The 15,214-nt window shown below is 67.5% G+C and carries 16 protein-coding genes; 6 read left to right on the top strand and 10 right to left on the bottom strand.

Features of this window, described 5'->3' with window-relative positions:
* The first annotated feature begins 8 nt into the window (after nt 1–8).
* The 3 genes from trxB (at nt 9) to CVV72_RS29225 (ending at nt 2,768) form a co-directional block, all read left to right on the top strand.
* Nucleotides 9–1,004 (top strand): thioredoxin-disulfide reductase, encoded by a 996-nt coding sequence (trxB, locus tag CVV72_RS29235; RefSeq protein WP_034321873.1) that lies wholly within the window; start codon nt 9–11, stop codon nt 1,002–1,004.
* Between the two features lie 41 nt (nt 1,005–1,045).
* Complete coding sequence (gene trxA / locus CVV72_RS29230) at nt 1,046–1,369, top strand: thioredoxin (RefSeq protein ID WP_034321876.1); 324 nt, start codon at nt 1,046–1,048, stop codon at nt 1,367–1,369.
* A gap of 250 nt (nt 1,370–1,619) precedes the next feature.
* Nucleotides 1,620–2,768: an N-acetylmuramoyl-L-alanine amidase gene (locus CVV72_RS29225; RefSeq protein ID WP_219146856.1), complete on the top strand. Its 1,149-nt coding sequence runs from the start codon at nt 1,620–1,622 to the stop codon at nt 2,766–2,768.
* Nucleotides 2,769–3,064: 296 nt separating this feature from the next.
* Here the strand turns inward: CVV72_RS29225 and CVV72_RS29220 are convergent, their stop codons facing one another.
* Complete coding sequence (locus tag CVV72_RS29220; protein ID WP_125679353.1) at nt 3,065–3,709, bottom strand: N-acetyltransferase; 645 nt, start codon at nt 3,707–3,709, stop codon at nt 3,065–3,067.
* Between the two features lie 196 nt (nt 3,710–3,905).
* Between CVV72_RS29220 and CVV72_RS29215 the strand changes: the two genes are divergently transcribed.
* Complete coding sequence (locus CVV72_RS29215; protein ID WP_034322023.1) at nt 3,906–5,225, top strand: PLP-dependent aminotransferase family protein; 1,320 nt, start codon at nt 3,906–3,908, stop codon at nt 5,223–5,225.
* Nucleotides 5,226–5,259: 34 nt separating this feature from the next.
* Nucleotides 5,260–6,210, top strand: a complete 951-nt coding sequence (locus CVV72_RS29210; RefSeq protein WP_125679351.1) for a D-alanine--D-alanine ligase — start codon at nt 5,260–5,262, stop codon at nt 6,208–6,210.
* Nucleotides 6,211–6,323: 113 nt separating this feature from the next.
* Here CVV72_RS29210 and CVV72_RS29205 read toward each other — a convergent pair whose 3' ends face one another.
* The 9 genes from CVV72_RS29205 to rpmH all read right to left on the bottom strand — a co-directional run bounded on the left by CVV72_RS29205 (nt 6,324) and on the right by rpmH (nt 12,542).
* Nucleotides 6,324–6,995 carry an HAD family phosphatase gene (locus CVV72_RS29205; RefSeq protein WP_219146855.1) on the bottom strand — a complete coding sequence of 224 codons (672 nt, stop codon included), beginning with the start codon at nt 6,993–6,995 and terminating at the stop codon, nt 6,324–6,326.
* Nucleotides 6,996–7,080: 85 nt separating this feature from the next.
* Nucleotides 7,081–8,097 carry a ParB/RepB/Spo0J family partition protein gene (locus CVV72_RS29200; protein WP_034321893.1) on the bottom strand — a complete coding sequence of 339 codons (1,017 nt, stop codon included), beginning with the start codon at nt 8,095–8,097 and terminating at the stop codon, nt 7,081–7,083.
* Nucleotides 8,094–9,023, bottom strand: coding sequence for a ParA family protein (locus tag CVV72_RS29195; RefSeq protein ID WP_016338354.1), 930 nt, complete (start codon nt 9,021–9,023; stop codon nt 8,094–8,096). The genes CVV72_RS29200 and CVV72_RS29195 overlap by 4 nt, the downstream gene beginning before the upstream one ends.
* 64 nt (nt 9,024–9,087) lie before the next feature.
* Nucleotides 9,088–9,765: a 16S rRNA (guanine(527)-N(7))-methyltransferase RsmG gene (gene rsmG / locus CVV72_RS29190; protein ID WP_219146854.1), complete on the bottom strand. Its 678-nt coding sequence runs from the start codon at nt 9,763–9,765 to the stop codon at nt 9,088–9,090.
* A 211-nt stretch (nt 9,766–9,976) separates the two neighbouring features.
* Nucleotides 9,977–10,534 carry a R3H domain-containing nucleic acid-binding protein gene (locus CVV72_RS29185; RefSeq protein ID WP_125679346.1) on the bottom strand — a complete coding sequence of 186 codons (558 nt, stop codon included), beginning with the start codon at nt 10,532–10,534 and terminating at the stop codon, nt 9,977–9,979.
* Nucleotides 10,535–10,564: 30 nt separating this feature from the next.
* Nucleotides 10,565–11,668 carry a membrane protein insertase YidC gene (yidC, locus tag CVV72_RS29180; RefSeq protein ID WP_219146853.1) on the bottom strand — a complete coding sequence of 368 codons (1,104 nt, stop codon included), beginning with the start codon at nt 11,666–11,668 and terminating at the stop codon, nt 10,565–10,567.
* Between the two features lie 4 nt (nt 11,669–11,672).
* Nucleotides 11,673–11,978 carry a membrane protein insertion efficiency factor YidD gene (yidD, locus tag CVV72_RS29175; RefSeq protein WP_219146851.1) on the bottom strand — a complete coding sequence of 102 codons (306 nt, stop codon included), beginning with the start codon at nt 11,976–11,978 and terminating at the stop codon, nt 11,673–11,675.
* 4 nt (nt 11,979–11,982) lie between these two features.
* Nucleotides 11,983–12,375 (bottom strand): ribonuclease P protein component, encoded by a 393-nt coding sequence (rnpA, locus tag CVV72_RS29170; RefSeq protein WP_126734759.1) that lies wholly within the window; start codon nt 12,373–12,375, stop codon nt 11,983–11,985.
* A 23-nt stretch (nt 12,376–12,398) separates the two neighbouring features.
* Nucleotides 12,399–12,542 (bottom strand): 50S ribosomal protein L34, encoded by a 144-nt coding sequence (gene rpmH / locus CVV72_RS29165; RefSeq protein ID WP_005154511.1) that lies wholly within the window; start codon nt 12,540–12,542, stop codon nt 12,399–12,401.
* A 604-nt stretch (nt 12,543–13,146) separates the two neighbouring features.
* Between rpmH and dnaA the strand changes: the two genes are divergently transcribed.
* Complete coding sequence (gene dnaA / locus CVV72_RS29160; RefSeq protein WP_034321912.1) at nt 13,147–14,781, top strand: chromosomal replication initiator protein DnaA; 1,635 nt, start codon at nt 13,147–13,149, stop codon at nt 14,779–14,781.
* Nucleotides 14,782–15,214 lie beyond the last annotated feature (433 nt).

The raw sequence follows: 15,214 nt of genomic DNA, 5'->3' as shown, positions 1-15,214 counted from the left end.
GGTCACGGGTGGCTGCCGAGGAGATCAGGAACCTGATCATTGTGGGGTCGGGTCCTGCGGGATACACCGCCGCTGTCTACGCGGCACGGGCGCAGCTCGAACCACTGGTGTTCGAGGGCACCCAGTTCGGCGGTGCGCTGATGACGACGACGGAGGTCGAGAACTTCCCCGGCTTCCGCGAAGGCATCCAGGGTCCCGACCTCATGGAAGAGATGCGGGAGCAGGCCAAGCGTTTCGGCGCCGACCTGCGCCAGGAGGACGTCGAGTCCGTCGAGCTGACCGGTGACGTCAAGTACGTCTTCGCGAACGGCAAGCGCTACGCGGCCCGCGCGGTCGTGCTCTCGATGGGCGCCGCGGCCCGCTACCTGAACGTGCCCGGCGAGCAGGAACTGCTCGGCCGCGGTGTTTCCGCCTGCGCCACCTGCGACGGTTTCTTCTTCCGTGACCACGACATCGTGGTCGCCGGCGGCGGCGACTCGGCGATGGAGGAGGCGACCTTCCTGACGAAGTTCGCCAAGTCCGTGACGATCGTCCACCGCCGCGAGGAGTTCCGCGCCTCCAAGATCATGCTGGAGCGCGCCCGCGAGAACGAGAAGATCAAGTGGGCGCTCAACAAGCAGATCACCGAGGTCGAGGGTGAGGGCAAGGTCGAGGGCCTGAAGCTCAAGGACACGGTCACCGGCGAGGAGTCCAAGCTGGACGTGACCGGGTTCTTCGTCGCGATCGGTCACGACCCGCGCAGCGAGCTGGTGCGCGGTCAGGTGGACTTGGACGAGGACGGCTACGTGCTCACCAAGGGCCGCACCTCGTACACGAACCTTCCCGGCGTTTTCGCCGCGGGCGACCTGGTCGACCGCACATACCGGCAGGCGATCACCGCCGCGGGCTCGGGCTGCGCCGCGGCGATCGACGCGGAACGATGGCTGGCGGAGCACGCCGGTGTCGAGGCCGCCCAGGAGACCCCTGAGCTGGTCGGTGGCGGCTACGGCGCCACCACCAACTGACTTTTCCCACACCGGAGTTTCACCATCCAGAAGGAGACACCATGGCCAACACCGTGACGGTGACCGACAAGAGCTTCGTCGACGACGTGCTGACGAGCGAGAAGCCCGTCCTGGTCGACTTCTGGGCGACCTGGTGCGGTCCGTGCAAGATGGTCGCCCCGGTGCTCGAAGAGATCGCGGCGGAGAACGGTGAGAAGCTGACCGTCGCGAAGCTCGACATCGACGCCAACCCGAACACTGCGCGTGACTACCAGGTGATGTCGATCCCGACGCTGATCCTGTTCCAGGGCGGCAAGCCGGTGAAGCAGATCGTCGGCGCCAAGCCGAAGGCCGCGCTGCTGTCGGATCTCGCCGACGTCCTCTGATCTCGCGTTTCACCAGCCGAAACCCGGGGCCTGCCCAGGCTCCGGGTTTCGTCGTCCCGGGGATTGGGTACATCTCACCGTTACGGCGACGCCTGGACGGGTTCCACGAACGGGGACTTGACGCACCGACCGGGCCTCCGCGCTCACCGAGAGTTCACAGGGCACAATAGAGCACCGGGGTTCGCCCCGCAGGATTTTCACAGTCGTGCATCGAGTTCGATCGGTGCCCAAAGGGAAGAGCGAGGAGTGCATGCGGGTACTCCGCCGCGGTGACGCCGGACCGGACGTCGCCGAGATCAGGTCCACGCTGGCGGCGATGGAGCTGCTCCCGCCGGTGACCGAATCCGGGGAGTACGAGGTCTTCGACACGGCGATGGAACATGCCGTGCGGGCGTTCCAGCAGCGCCGTGGGCTCATCACCGACGGTCTGGTGGGTCCGGCGACCTATCAGGCGCTTCGCGGCGCCGGCTTCCATCTCGGCAGCCGGCCGCTGACCTACATGTTCTCCGCCCCCATGCAGGGTGACGACGTCTTCGCGCTCCAGGAGCGGCTGACCGAGCTCGGTTTCGACGCCGGGCGCCCCGACGGGCACTTCGGTCCCCAGACCGAACGCGCGCTCAAGACCTTCCAGCGCGACATGCGCCTGGTCGCCGACGGTATGTGCGGCCCGGCCACCATCCGTGAGCTGCACCGGCTCTCTTCGCCGCGCGCCCGCGGCGGCCGCCCCGTTTTCCTGCGCGAGCAGGAGCAGGTGCGGCAGGCGGGCCCCCGGCTGCGCGGCAAGCGCATCGTGATCGACCCGGGCCACGGCGGCGATGACCTCGGGGTCGTCGCGGGCGGTCTGCGTGAAGCGGACATCGCCTGGGATCTGGCCCGGCGGCTCGAAGGCCGGATGCAGGCCACGGGCATGGAGGCCCTGATCTCGCGCGGCCCGAACCAGAGCCCGACGGAGGGTGAGCGGGCGAAGTTCGCGAACGAGGCGGGCGCGGACCTGTTCCTTTCGCTGCACAACGACAAGAACCCCTCGCCCAAGGCGCAGGGGGTCGCGAGCTTCCACTTCGGCACCGGCAACGGCACCACGTCGACCGTCGGTGAGCTGCTGGCGGGCTTCATCCAGCGCGAGCTGGCCGCCCGCACCGGCATGCTCGACTGCCGCACGCACTACAAGACCTGGGAGATCTTCACCCGCACGCGCTGTCCGGCGGTGCGGATCGAGATCGGTTACCTGACCAACCCGGAAGACAGCCGCAAACTGGCGGACCCGGCTTTCCGCGACGTCGTCGCCGAAGGCATCCTGGTCGCCGTGAAGCGCCTGTACCTCCTCGGCGAAGGGGACCAGCCGACCGGCACGTTCACCTTCGCGGACGTCCTGGCCCACGAACTCGCCAAAGCGGAGTAGCCAGTCCTCCACACCCGCACGCGGGCGCACATCCCTCTGCCGAAGCCCTCGGCACAACCGGTTGTGTGCCCCCTCGCCCGGGCACGCCATCCCTAGCTCCACCCGGCGCGCAGCCCCCGCCCTTCCCGGGGGGCGTCCCCAGGTCCAGCCTACCCATCCACAGATTTTCCACCGCTCCTATCAGCGATCTGTGGATAACTCGGCGGGTTACCCACAGCTGTCCCCAGGCCGGGGGATGGTCGCTGCGCGCGCTCGAAAACTCTGCTAAAGCGGGCGATGAAGGGCGGCGCGGAAGGTCAGGCGCGGCCCATGCTCGGCTCGGCCGTCGTGATGGAGACCTGGCCGAGCAGCCGTTCGAGGGCCGCCTCCACGTCTTCCTTCCACGAGATCGCCGAACGCAGTTCCAGCCGCAGCCGCGGCCACCGCGGGTGCGGGCGCACGGTCTTGAATCCGACGCTCTGCAGGAACGCGGCGGGCAGCACGCAACTGTGCCCGCCGTCCGGATCGGTCTCGTCGGGCTTGGCGTCCCCGAAGGCCTCGATCGCGCGGACACCGCGTTTGGTGAGATCCTTCGCGACGGCCTGCACCAGCATCCGGCCGAGCCCACCACCCTGGAATTCGGGAAGCACCTGGAAGGCGGTCAGCAGGACGGCGTCGGGGCCAGGAGGCGAAGTCGGGAAGGCCAGCGAGCGCGGCACGGCGTTCGGCGGCGCGTAGAGCACGAAGCCGACGGGCAGGGTGTCGCTGTAGACGATGCGGCCGCAGGAACCCCACTCCAGCAGCACGCTGGAGACCCAGGCTTCCTTTTCGACCTCGGTCGCGCCGTATTCCTCGGCCTGCGCCTTCATATGCGGCGCCAGCTCCCAGTACACGCAGCGGCGACAGCTCTTGGGCAGGTGTTCGAGGTTGTCCAGGGTTACGCCCACGACGCGACGCGACACAGACAAACCTCCCTGAATGAAGATCACCCGACGCAGCCTTGTCCCGAGCAGGGCTCACCGAAGGGGTCCAGACCGAGGATAGGCCGATGTGATGAACACCGGAAGGCCAGGGCCCCTCAAGGGAGGGTGGTTACACTCGATGGAACTACCAGTCGGTAGCGACTATGTCCACTTCGAAGCACGGGTGAAGCGCCTGATGACCGAGAATCGCCCTGTCCGGCCGGAGCCCGGCCGACACAACCTCGACCCTCATCTCGACCGCTACGCCGCGCGTACGGCCGGGATGACTGCTTCCGAGATCAGGGCGTTGTTCGCGGTGGCCAGTCGCCCCGAAGTGGTGTCGCTCGCCGGCGGGATGCCGAACCTCGCCGCGCTCCCGCTGGACACGCTGTCCGCGCAGGTCGGCGAGCTCATCGCCCAGGAAGGCCTGGTCGCGCTCCAGTACGGCTCCGCGCACGGCATCCCGTCGCTGCGTGAGCAGATCTGCGAAATCATGGCCCTCGAAGGCATCAAGGCCCACCCGGACGACGTCGTCGTGACGGTCGGCTCCCAGATGGGGCTCGACATGGTCACCCGGCTGTTCTGCGATCCGGGTGACGTCATCATCGCCGAGGGCCCGTCGTACGTCGGCGCGCTCGGCTCGTTCGCCGCGTACCAGGCGGACGTCGTCCACGTCGCGATGGACGACCACGGCCTCGTCCCCGAGGGGCTCCGCGCCGCGCTCGCGGAGACGCGGAAAGCGGGCCGCCGGGTCAAGTTCCTCTACACGATCCCCAACTTCCACAACCCCGGCGGCGTCACGCTGGCCGTCGAGCGGCGCGCGGAGATCGTGGAGATCTGCCGGGAGAACGACATCCTCATCGTCGAGGACAACCCGTATGGGCTGCTCGGCTTCAGCGGGCAGACGTACCCCGCGCTCCGCTCGATCGACCCCGACAACGTCGTTTACCTGGGCTCTTTCTCGAAGACGTTCGCTTCCGGCCTACGGGTCGGCTGGGTGCTCGCGCCGCACGCCGTCCGGGAGAAACTCGTGCTCGCGGCCGAGTCCGCGACGCTTTGCCCGCCGACGCTTAACCAGTTGATCGTGTCGCGATACCTCGCGACGCACGACTGGATGGGTCAGATCAAGACCTTCCGCGAGAACTACCGGGAGCGCCGGGACGCGATCCTGTCCGCGCTCGATCAGCACATGCCCGCCGGCTGCAGCTGGACCAAACCCGATGGCGGTTTCTACGTCTGGATGACCGTACCCGAAGGTGTGGACACGAAGGCGATGCTGCCGCGAGCCGTCACGGCCCGCGTCGCGTACGCCTCCGGAACCGGTTTCTACGCCGACGGTTTCGGCAGCAGACAACTTCGACTTTCCTACTGTTACCCCACGCCCGAGCGGATCCGCGAAGGCGTCCGGCGGCTCGCCGCGGTGCTCGAGTCCGAAATGGACCTTGCGCGTACCTTCGGCAACGCGAGCCCACGCTCGATCTCGGGGCCGCAGAACCCCTCTCCGGACACGGTCTGATCGGCCGGACGTCCCCAAGCACAAAGGAGTTTCGGTGGTCGACCGCACCGTTGCCGTACTCGCAGGCGGACTTTCCCACGAACGCGATGTCTCTCTCCGCTCCGGACGCCGGCTCTCGGTCGCGTTGCGGGCGGAAGGTCTCATCGTCGAGGAGTGGGACACCGACGCGGGCCTGCTCGAACGTCTTCGCACCCAGCGTCCCGACGCGGCCATTGTCGCCCTTCATGGTGGTGAAGGGGAGAACGGCGCGGTTCAGACGGTGCTGGAGATGCTCGACGTGCCTTACGTGGGCACCAGCTCGCGGGGCTGCCGCCGCGCGTGGGACAAGCCGACTGCCAAGGCACTCGTAGCCGACGCGGGCTTCACCACGCCGGACTGGGTCGTGCTGCCGCACAGCACCTTCCGCGAACTCGGCGCGCAGGCCGTGCTCGACTCGATGGTCGAAACGCTGGGCCTGCCCATGATCCTCAAGCCGGACCAGGGCGGTTCGGCGCTGGGCGCCCAGGTCGTCAAGGACGCCGCCGAGATGCCCGGCGCGATGGTCGGCTGCTTCGCTTACGGCGACACCGTTCTCGCCGAGAAGTTCGTATCCGGCGTCGAGGTGGCCGTGACGGTCATCGAAGGCGAAGAAGGACCCGAAGCCCTGCCCGCGGTCGAGATCGTGCCGGAGAGCGGCGTGTACGACTACACCGCCCGCTACACCGCCGGGCTGACCGACTTCTTCACCCCCGCGCGGATCCCCGACGACGCCGCCAAGGCGGTCGGCGAACTGGCCGTCGCCGTGCACCGGCAACTCGGGCTGCGCGACATCTCCCGCACCGACGCCGTCGTCGCCGAAGACGGCACGGTCTACTTCCTCGCGGTGAATCTGTCGCCGGGCCTGACCGAGACGTCGATCGTCCCGGTGGCGATCGAGGCTTCCGGCGCCACCCTCGGATCGGTCTTCGCCGGTCTCGTCGGACGGGCGATTTCCCGCAAGAGCTGAACCGGCTCGACGAAGGGGGACTTGCCCACTATGGGCAAGTCCCCTTGTCTATTTCCGGGCCACGACGACGCTTCCTGCTCGACGGTGAGGCGCCCGGACGAAGGGAAGGCCGGTCATCGCCGGGACCATCCGCGTACCCAGGACAGCAGCTCTTCATCGCGCAGCGAGCCGATCACGACATCTGCGGGGAAGTCCTGATGCTTCAACGTCGGTACCCCGATGACGGGCACGCCGGCCGCTCGCGCCGACCGAAGGCCGGTTTCGGAGTCCTCGAACGCCAGCGCGTCGGCAGGCTCGACGTTCAACAGAGCACAAGCGGTCAAGTACATCTCTGGATCCGGCTTCGGCGCGGTCACCTCGTCGGCGGCCAGTTTCACGGGAAACATTCCGGCCAGGTCGCCGCGAACGAGTGCGGCGTCCAGGAGCGCCCGGGGCGAGTTGCTCGCGACGGCGACCGGTACGGCCGCGGCGGTCAGTTCGACCAATTCACGCGAGCCGGGCATCGCCTCCGCTTTCGCGGTGACAACCTCGGTCACCAACCTCAGCAACTCGTCCGCGATCTCGGCGCCGGCATCCGGTTCGCCGAACGCCGCCGCCATCGCGTCGGCGGCGGCCGGGAGCGACTTACCGATCACCAACGCCTTCTCGTCCGCTCCGAACGGGAGCCCGCGCCGCGCGAACAGTTCGGTCTCGGCGACCGACCAACACGGCTCGGTGTCCATGAGCAATCCGTCGCAGTCGAAGACGACCGCGCGGGGATTTCGGCCGCCGAAGAGCCCCTTCATACCTGCCCCCAGTTCAAGCACTCAGTGTTACCGCTCGTACGACGCCTAGCTATCGTCACCGTGACAAAACGGCCCGGTGTGATCCCTAATCGGTTTCGCGTGTCTGATTTGCCTGATTTTGATCCATCAGCGCCACGATGCGTTCAAGATCGTCAACGGACCCGAATTCGAGGGTGATCCGCCCTTTGCGGCGACCCAAGTCGACCTTCACGCGAGTGTCGAACCGGTCGGAGAGCCGGTTCGCCAGCTCCTGGAGACCGGGAGCCTGGATCGGCTTGCGGGGAGCGGGCTTCGGCTTGGCCGGCTTTTCGCTTTTCTTGAGCGTGACGGCTTCCTCGGTCGCCCGGACCGACATGCCTTCCGCGACGATCCGCGCCGCCAGCTCTTCCTGACTGTCGGCGTCTTCGAGGGAGAGCAGCGCCCGCGCGTGGCCCGCCGAAAGCACCCCGGCCGCGACTCGTCGCTGGACCGCGAGAGGGAGTTTGAGCAAGCGGATCGTGTTGGTGATGACCGGTCGGCTGCGCCCGATCCGGCCCGCCAGCTCCTCGTGCGTGACCGCGAACTCGTCGAGCAACTGCTGATACGCGGCCGCCTCTTCGAGCGGGTTCAGCTGGACGCGGTGGATGTTCTCGAGCAGCGCGTCGCGCAGCATCGCCTCGTCGGCGGTCTGGCGGACGATCGCCGGGATCGCCTCCAGCTCCGCCAACTGGGAGGCACGCAGACGCCGCTCGCCCATGACGAGTTCGTACTCGTCGGTGCCGAGCTCCCGGACCACGATGGGCTGCATGAGCCCGAACTCGCGGATCGAGTGCTCCAGCTCGTTGAGCGCGTCCTCGTCGAAGACCTGCCGCGGCTGCTTCGGGTTCGGCTTGATCTGGCTGACCGGCACCTCGCGGTAGACCGCGCCGGCGACCGCGCCACCGTGCGAACCGGCCGCGCCGTTGGCCGCGAACCAGCCCTTGTCGTCCGGCCCGGCCGGCTTGCTCGCGGGCGCGGACGGGACGGGGGAGCCGTTCTCGGCCGGGGCCGCCGAACCCGGCGGCGGGCCGGTGGGGATCAGGGCGGCGAGCCCGCGCCCGAGCCCCCCTCTGCGCTCGCTCATGCCGTACCGCTCCTTTCCTTCATCTCCACCCCACGTTGTGCGATCTCCTTGGCCGCGTCCACGTAGCTCATCGCGCCCCGGGAACCGGGGTCGTACGCGAGGACCGTCTGCCCGTATCCGGGGGCCTCGGAGACCTTCACACTGCGGGGGATCACCGTCTTGAGCACAGTGTCCCCGAAGTGGTTTCGGACCTCGTTCGTCACCTGATCGGCCAGCTTCGTCCGGCCGTCGTACATGGTGAGCAGGATCGTGGAGACACTCAGCTCGCGGTTCAGGTGCGCCTGGACGAGCTCGATGTTGCTCAGCAACTGCCCCAGACCTTCGAGCGCGTAGTACTCGCACTGGATCGGGATCAGCACCTCCTGCGCGGCGACCATCGCGTTGACGGTCAGCAGGCCGAGCGACGGCGGGCAGTCGATGAAGACGTAGTCGACGCCGATCTCATCGAGGATCTCGGACGACAGCGCCTCCTTGAGCCGCATCTCACGAGACGCCATGGAGACGAGTTCGATCTCGGCACCGGCGAGATCGATGGTCGCGGGCACGCAGTAGAGGTTGGGCGACTGCTCGCTCTGGGCCGCCGCCTCGGCGAGCGACACCTCACCGATCAGCACCTCGTAGATCGACGGCGTGCCGGATCGGTGGTCGATGTCGAGCGCGGTGCTCGCGTTGCCCTGGGGGTCGAGGTCGATCACGAGCGTCTTGAGCCCGTGGACGGCCAGGGCGGCGGCGAGGTTCACCGTGCTCGTCGTCTTGCCGACGCCGCCCTTCTGGTTGGCGACCGTCAGCACCCGCCGGCGATTCGGCCGGGGGAGCGCACCCTCCTTGGGGTGCAGCACGCTGGCGGCGCGGACGGCTTCTTCGGCGATGGGCGTCCAGCCGAGTTCCTGGCCGGCGCTCGCAGGGTCGGACGGCGGGGGAGTCACCGGTCTCGAGCCTCCTCTGTATTAGACGTGGGAGTCGTTCTGCGTTGTTTCACGTGGAACCGGTCTAGCTACGCCTGCGCGATCGAGACGGTTTCGGGGGCAGACGATGGATCACGACGACCGTGCTGGGGACCTCAAGCACCTTGGTGCCGCACTCGAAGACTTCCGGCTCACCGCCGCCTGCCTTCCGGACGGCGGCGCGATCGCGTTCGATTTCCTCTCCAGCGCTCGCTCCTTTGAGGGCGACCAGAGCACCTTGGGAGCGCACGAGCGGGAGACACCAGTTCGCGAGCCGGGCCAACGGAGCGACCGCCCGGGCGGTGACGACATCCGCGTCACCGAGCTCCTCACGTACCTGCCGCTCCTCCGCGCGCCCGCGGACAACGGTGATGGGGAGTTCCAGCTTCTCGGCAACCTCGGCCAGCCAGTCGACCCGGCGGGCCATCGGTTCGAGCAGAACGATATCGAGGTCCGGCCGGCTGATCGCGAGCGGTACACCCGGAAGCCCCGCGCCCGACCCGACGTCGACCACGCGGGCGCCGTCAGGGATCCGCTCGCCGATCACGGCGGAGTTGAGGACGTGGCGCTCCCACAGCCGGTCGAGCTCCCGGGGCCCGATGAGCCCGCGCTCGACACCGTACCGCTCCAGGAGTTCGACGTAGCCGACGGCTTGCTCGACGCGGTCTCCGAATACTTCAGACGCCGCGCTCCGTACCGATGCGGCGACCCCGTCCAAGCCCACTCTCGCTCCTCAACCCTCGACGCCGTTTCACGTGAAACGCGCTCCACTGATTGTCCATGACGCCGACCGCAAAGCGGGGAGACAGTCCGAAGTTGTGGACAACTCCACTCGCCCACGCGCGTTTCACGTGAAACGCCACGCGTGTAATTCACCCCGGCAACAACGAAGCGGCCCGCCGGAAGACCGGCGGGCCGCTTCGTTCGAGTAACCGTCAGGCGGGGAAGATGACGACCCGGCGCTTCGGGTCCTCGCCTTCGCTCTCGCTCTTGACCCCGTCGACCGCGGCGACCGCGTCGTGCACGACCTTCCGCTCGAACGGGCTCATCGGCTGCAACCGCACACGCTCGCCGGAGGAGACCACCGTCTCGGCGGTCGAACGACCGAGCTCGCGGAGCTCCTCGCGACGGTCCGCGCGCCAGCCCGCGATGTCCAGCATCAGACGGCTCCGCGAACCGGTCTCCTGCTGCACCGCCAGTCGCGTCAGCTCCTGCAGCGCCTCGAGGACGGTGCCGCGGGGGCCGACGAGCTTCTCCAGATCTTCGCCGCCGTCGATGCTGACGATCGCGCGGCCCGCTTCGACATCGAGGTCGATGTCGCCGTCGTAGTCCAAAAGGTCGAGCAGCCGCTCGAGGTAGTCGCCGGCGATGTCGCCCTCCTTCACGAGGACGTCGTCGTCGACACCTCCCTTGCGAGCGGTCTCTTCAGCGGCGGCCTCAACGTCGGCCGCGCTGTTCTCCTCGGCGTCGATCGTGTCGATCGTCTCCGCCATTACTGGTCTCCTCTCCGGCCCGGATCGGCGTCAGCGACGCTTCCGGCCCGATTTCTTAGTCGAGTCCGAGATGAGACCGGGCACGTCCGCACCGTTCTCCTTCGAGCCGTTCGTCGACGACTCGGCTGTTCCGTCTGTGGTGTCCTTCTTCTCCGTGGCGGAGGAGTCGGTCTGGGCGAAGCCGTGCGGCGAGCCCGCCTTCTTGACCTGACCGCCGGAGGACTGCTTGTTCCTCTTCTGCTGGACCGGCTTCTGGCCGGGGCGCGGCGCGGTCGGCTTCTGGCCGGGCTTCGGGCCGAGGTTCGCGCGCTTCTCCTTCTCGGCCGCCTTGCGGGCCTCTTCTTCCTTGTCGATCTTCGTGTAGACGAGGCGCTGCTGCATCAGGGTCCAGCCGTTGTTGGCGAGCCAGTAGATGAGCAGACCGATCGGGAACAGCGCACCGAAGACGAGGACACCGATCGGGAAGACGTACATCGTCAGCTTGTTCATCATCGCGGTCTGCGGAGTGGCCGACTCGGGGTTCTGGCGCTGGACCGAGTGCCGCGCGGTGAGGTGCGTCGCGATACTCGCGACGATCATCAGCGGGATCGCGACCGGAGCGACGCCCCAGTGGAAACCGGCGGCCGTGTTCCCGCCGCTGACCATGTCGACGCCGGTGTAGATCGCGTCGCCGAGGTTGACGCCGAACAGCTTCGCGTGAACGTAGGACTCGACGCCGGCCTGATCGAAGAAGTAGTTCTCGGTCTTCGGCCCGCCGTACGGGTTGATGGTGAACATCCGCAGGACGTGGTTCAGACCGATGAAGACCGGGATCTGAAGCAGCATCGGCAGGCAACTGCCCAGCGGGTTGACGCCGTGCTCCTTCTGGAGCTTCTGCATCTCCATCGCCTGGCGCTGCCGGTCGTTGGAGTACTTCTTCTGGATCTTCTTCATTTCCGGCGCGAAGTCCTGCATCTTCTTCATCGACCGGACCTGGTTCACGAACGGCTTGAACATGATGCCGCGGACGGTGACCGTCAGGAAGATGATCGCGAGGACCCAGGAGATCGCGTTCGCCTCACCGAACACGAGCCCGAAGACCTTGTGCCAACACCACAAGATGAAGGACACGGGGTAGTAGATGAAGTCGAGCACTGAGCTACTCCTCGATCGGTGTTTCAGGTCGGCGGTGGCGCCACGAGAACGTCTCGGGTACCGGGTCGCGCCCGGGCATGGTCCACGGGCCACAGCGCAGCAGACGCCGGACCGCGAGATAGCCACCGCGGCCGGCGCCGTGCCGGGTCAGTGCCTCGACGGCGTACGCGCTACAGCTCGGGTAGAACCGGCACGCCGGAGGAAAGAAGGGGGAGATCGCCTTGCGGTACAGCTTGATGGGCAGGAGCAGCACCCATGCCACCGGGCCGGGCCGGGCGTCTTCGGTGGTCTCGTTCTCGGTGGCTCGCATGCCGTTACACCGCTGATCCGTTGTCGGGTGGTCGCGTCTGGCGGGACTTCCCGGACAGCCCGAGACGCCGCAACGACGCGTCGAGGTCCGAACCGAGTTCCGCGCTGGACGCGTCCGCGGCCGGTGGTAGTGCCCGTATCACCAACGAGCTTCCCGGCGGCAGTGTTCCGAGCCTGGCGGAAACGAGATGCCTCAATCGGCGGGTGACGCGGTGGCGGACCACCGAGTTCCCCACGGCCTTGCTCACCACAAAACCCGCCCGGGCCGCTTCGGCGGCATCGGGCGGGTCCGTGGTCAACGCATGGACGACGAGGCGGCGCCTGCCTGCCTTGGCCCCACGCCGCATCACGGCACGGAAATCCTCACTGCGCCGCAACCTCGCGGCGGCCGGCAGCACGACGTCCCTCGACGGCGGCCGGATCAGGCGGACAGTGCGCCGCGGCCCTTGCGACGGCGAGCCGCCAGGATGGCCCGGCCGGCGCGGGTCCGCATCCGAAGCCGGAACCCGTGGACCCGGGCGCGTCGGCGGTTGTTCGGCTGGAAGGTGCGCTTACCCTTGCTCACGACTAACTTCTCCTGTTTCTCGGCCGCCGGGAACGGTTCGACCCGTTCCTGGCGTGTCGTGCTGACGCACGGCAGTCTCTGGTGTCTCCTACCAACGTGTGGCCTCGTCACGTCGAGCGACGACAACGTGGGCACGCGAAACGCCCCCGCTGTATACGGGAGACCTTACGAGGGTACGCACCCACCGCTCGAGCCCGGCAGGCACCCCCTCGACCACGCACCGCGACGGTACGGGGAGAGTGATCACCGACGACGCGAGGGCATCGAATGGCAACACGCCGTACACCGTGAAATGCTTGCGCGCGAGGATGCCTTGTGGCAACGAGCGGGGCTTGTTAGCGTGCCCCTCCCGGGTTTACGCCGAGGTGGAACGGTGCAGGCGCCCGGGTGTCCTCACCGGATGTGGAGGCATCCCGTCGGCCTACGTCGAGCCCGCAGGTGACGTCACCGCGGGCCGCCGTACATTAGTGCACAGCTGTGGACAACTATGTGGATATTTGCTGTGCGCATGAGCCGATCGGGCCAGGATGACGCTCGACCCGGCGTTTCGGGCCGCTGAGCGATATCGCCGCAGCGCACCGATGAGGGGAGGGGAGTCAGGCAGGTGTCCGATCACCAGCACAATCTTGGCGTCATCTGGGAACAGGTCGTGCGCGAGCTGTCGGACGGCACCCTCTCCCCGCAGCAGCGCGCCTGGATGCGGGTGACCCGGCCGATCGGCCTGCTCGACGGCACCGCGCTCCTCGCCGCACCCAGCGACTTCGCCAAGGAAGCGATCGAGCGCGCCCTCCGCGGCGCCATCACCGAAGCCCTCTCGCGCCGGCTCGGCCGCGCGGTCTCCCTCGCGGTGAAGGTCGACAGCACCGAGCCTTCGATGCCTCCGCCGCCGCCCTCGCCCGGTCCCCGCTACGAACCGACGTCACCCAGCCGGGTGGAAAACGGTTCCGGTCCGGTGCCGGGTCCTCCTCCATTGCCCGAAGGCGACGGCATGCTGTCTCCGACCAGGCCCCGGCCCGAGCCTCCGAAGCCGAGGCCGCCGAGGCAGCAGCCGGTGGACAACAGCCTCAACGATGGCGATGACAGCGATGAAGAAGTCGACGAAGAGGGCGAGGCTCTCGCCGCCGTGACCGAGATCTGGCCGACGTTCTCCGGACAGCCGATCGCGGGTCAGCCGTACACCGCGCCCGCACAGCCGCAGACGTCGAAGACGAAGCTAAACGAGAAGTACACGTTCGACACCTTCGTCATCGGCGCGTCGAACCGCTTCGCGCACGCGGCCGCGGTCGCCGTCGCCGAGGCGCCCGCGCGTGCGTACAACCCGTTGTTCATCTGGGGAGAGTCCGGACTCGGGAAGACCCACCTGCTGCACGCGGTCGGGCACTACGCCCAGCGGCTGTTCCCCGGCATGCGCGTGCGGTACGTGTCGACCGAAGAGTTCACCAACGACTTCATCAACTCGCTGCGCGACGACCGCAAGGTCGCCTTCCAGCGCCGCTACCGCGACATCGACATCCTGCTCGTCGACGACATCCAGTTCCTGGAAGGCAAAGAAGGTACGCAGGAAGAGTTCTTCCACACCTTCAACACCCTCCACAACGCGAACAAGCAGATCGTCGTCTCCTCCGACCGCCCGCCGAAGCGCCTCGAAACGCTGGAAGACCGGCTGCGCACGCGGTTCGAGTGGGGCCTCATCACCGACATCCAGCCGCCGGAACTCGAAACCCGGATCGCGATCCTTCGCAAGAAGGCGGCGCAGGACCGGCTCGCGGTTCCCGGCGAGGTCCTGGAGTTCATCGCTTCACGCGTCGAGGCGAACATCCGGGAACTCGAAGGCGCGCTCATCCGCGTCACCGCCTTCGCGTCGCTGAACCAGCAACCCGTCGACGTCGCACTCGCCGAAATCGTGCTCCGGGACCTCATCCCGGATTCGCACGCGCCGGAGATCACCGCGCCGACCATCATGGGCGTCACGTCCGAGTTCTTCGACGTGACACTCGACGACCTCTGCGGCCCCGGCAAGACGAAGGCGCTCGCGACCGCGCGCCAGATCGCGATGTACCTCTGCCGCGAACTCACCGACATGTCCCTGCCGAAGATCGGGCAGACCTTCGGCGGCCGCGACCACACGACCGTCATGCACGCGGACAAGAAGATCCGCAAGGAGATGGCCGAACGACGGCGCATCTACGACCAGGTGCAGGAACTGACATCGAGGATCAAGCAGCGCGCACGGCAGTAGTTTTTATCGAGCGCTGAAGGAAACGTGCCGAAGGGGCGTCGTTCCGCTTCCAACTCAGGTTGAGAGCGGAGGGCGCCCCTTCATCACGTTTCCTTGAGCCTTCGGCCCGAAAGAGGGCGCTCGACGGGTGAAGTCTCCGTCGGGCGCGGGGCGCCCTTGGGGAGACCGTTGGGTCATCTGAGTATCGATCCCTTGGCCGACAAGGGTTTCGGGGGCTCTCACCGTCCAGGTGGGAGCCCTTCTTCGTGTCCAAAGTGGCCTGGCGGGCGTGTAGGGGCGCGAAGGGCGGGTACATGAGGAGAAGCGGCGAAGGGCGCGAAGGCGCCTACGCTGCCTTCGCGTTTTTCCTTGTGTACAAAGGGAATCCACAGGGTGTGGGTAGACTGTGCACAACTCCGGTGGGGCCGGGAGCTGCGGTGATCAAGATTCCGTC

It is taken from the genome of Amycolatopsis sp. TNS106 (genome assembly GCF_019330265.1).
Lineage (GTDB): Bacteria > Actinomycetota > Actinomycetes > Mycobacteriales > Pseudonocardiaceae > Amycolatopsis > Amycolatopsis lurida.
The sequence above is the reverse complement of the archived record's forward strand: the minus strand, read 5'-3'. Positions and strand labels throughout refer to the sequence as shown.

What these genes read in the sequence shown, in the direction of transcription:
- CVV72_RS29200 (WP_034321893.1), bottom strand. Translation starts at nt 8,097, where the DNA reads ATGAGCGAGCGCAGAGGGGGGCTCGGGCGCGGGCTCGCCGCCCTGATC.
- CVV72_RS29225 (WP_219146856.1), top strand. Translation starts at nt 1,620, where the DNA reads ATGCGGGTACTCCGCCGCGGTGACGCCGGACCGGACGTCGCCGAGATC.
- CVV72_RS29205 (WP_219146855.1), bottom strand. Translation starts at nt 6,995, where the DNA reads ATGAAGGGGCTCTTCGGCGGCCGAAATCCCCGCGCGGTCGTCTTCGAC.
- trxA (WP_034321876.1), top strand. Translation starts at nt 1,046, where the DNA reads ATGGCCAACACCGTGACGGTGACCGACAAGAGCTTCGTCGACGACGTG.
- CVV72_RS29215 (WP_034322023.1), top strand. Translation starts at nt 3,906, where the DNA reads ATGACCGAGAATCGCCCTGTCCGGCCGGAGCCCGGCCGACACAACCTC.
- CVV72_RS29185 (WP_125679346.1), bottom strand. Translation starts at nt 10,534, where the DNA reads ATGGCGGAGACGATCGACACGATCGACGCCGAGGAGAACAGCGCGGCC.
- yidD (WP_219146851.1), bottom strand. Translation starts at nt 11,978, where the DNA reads ATGCGAGCCACCGAGAACGAGACCACCGAAGACGCCCGGCCCGGCCCG.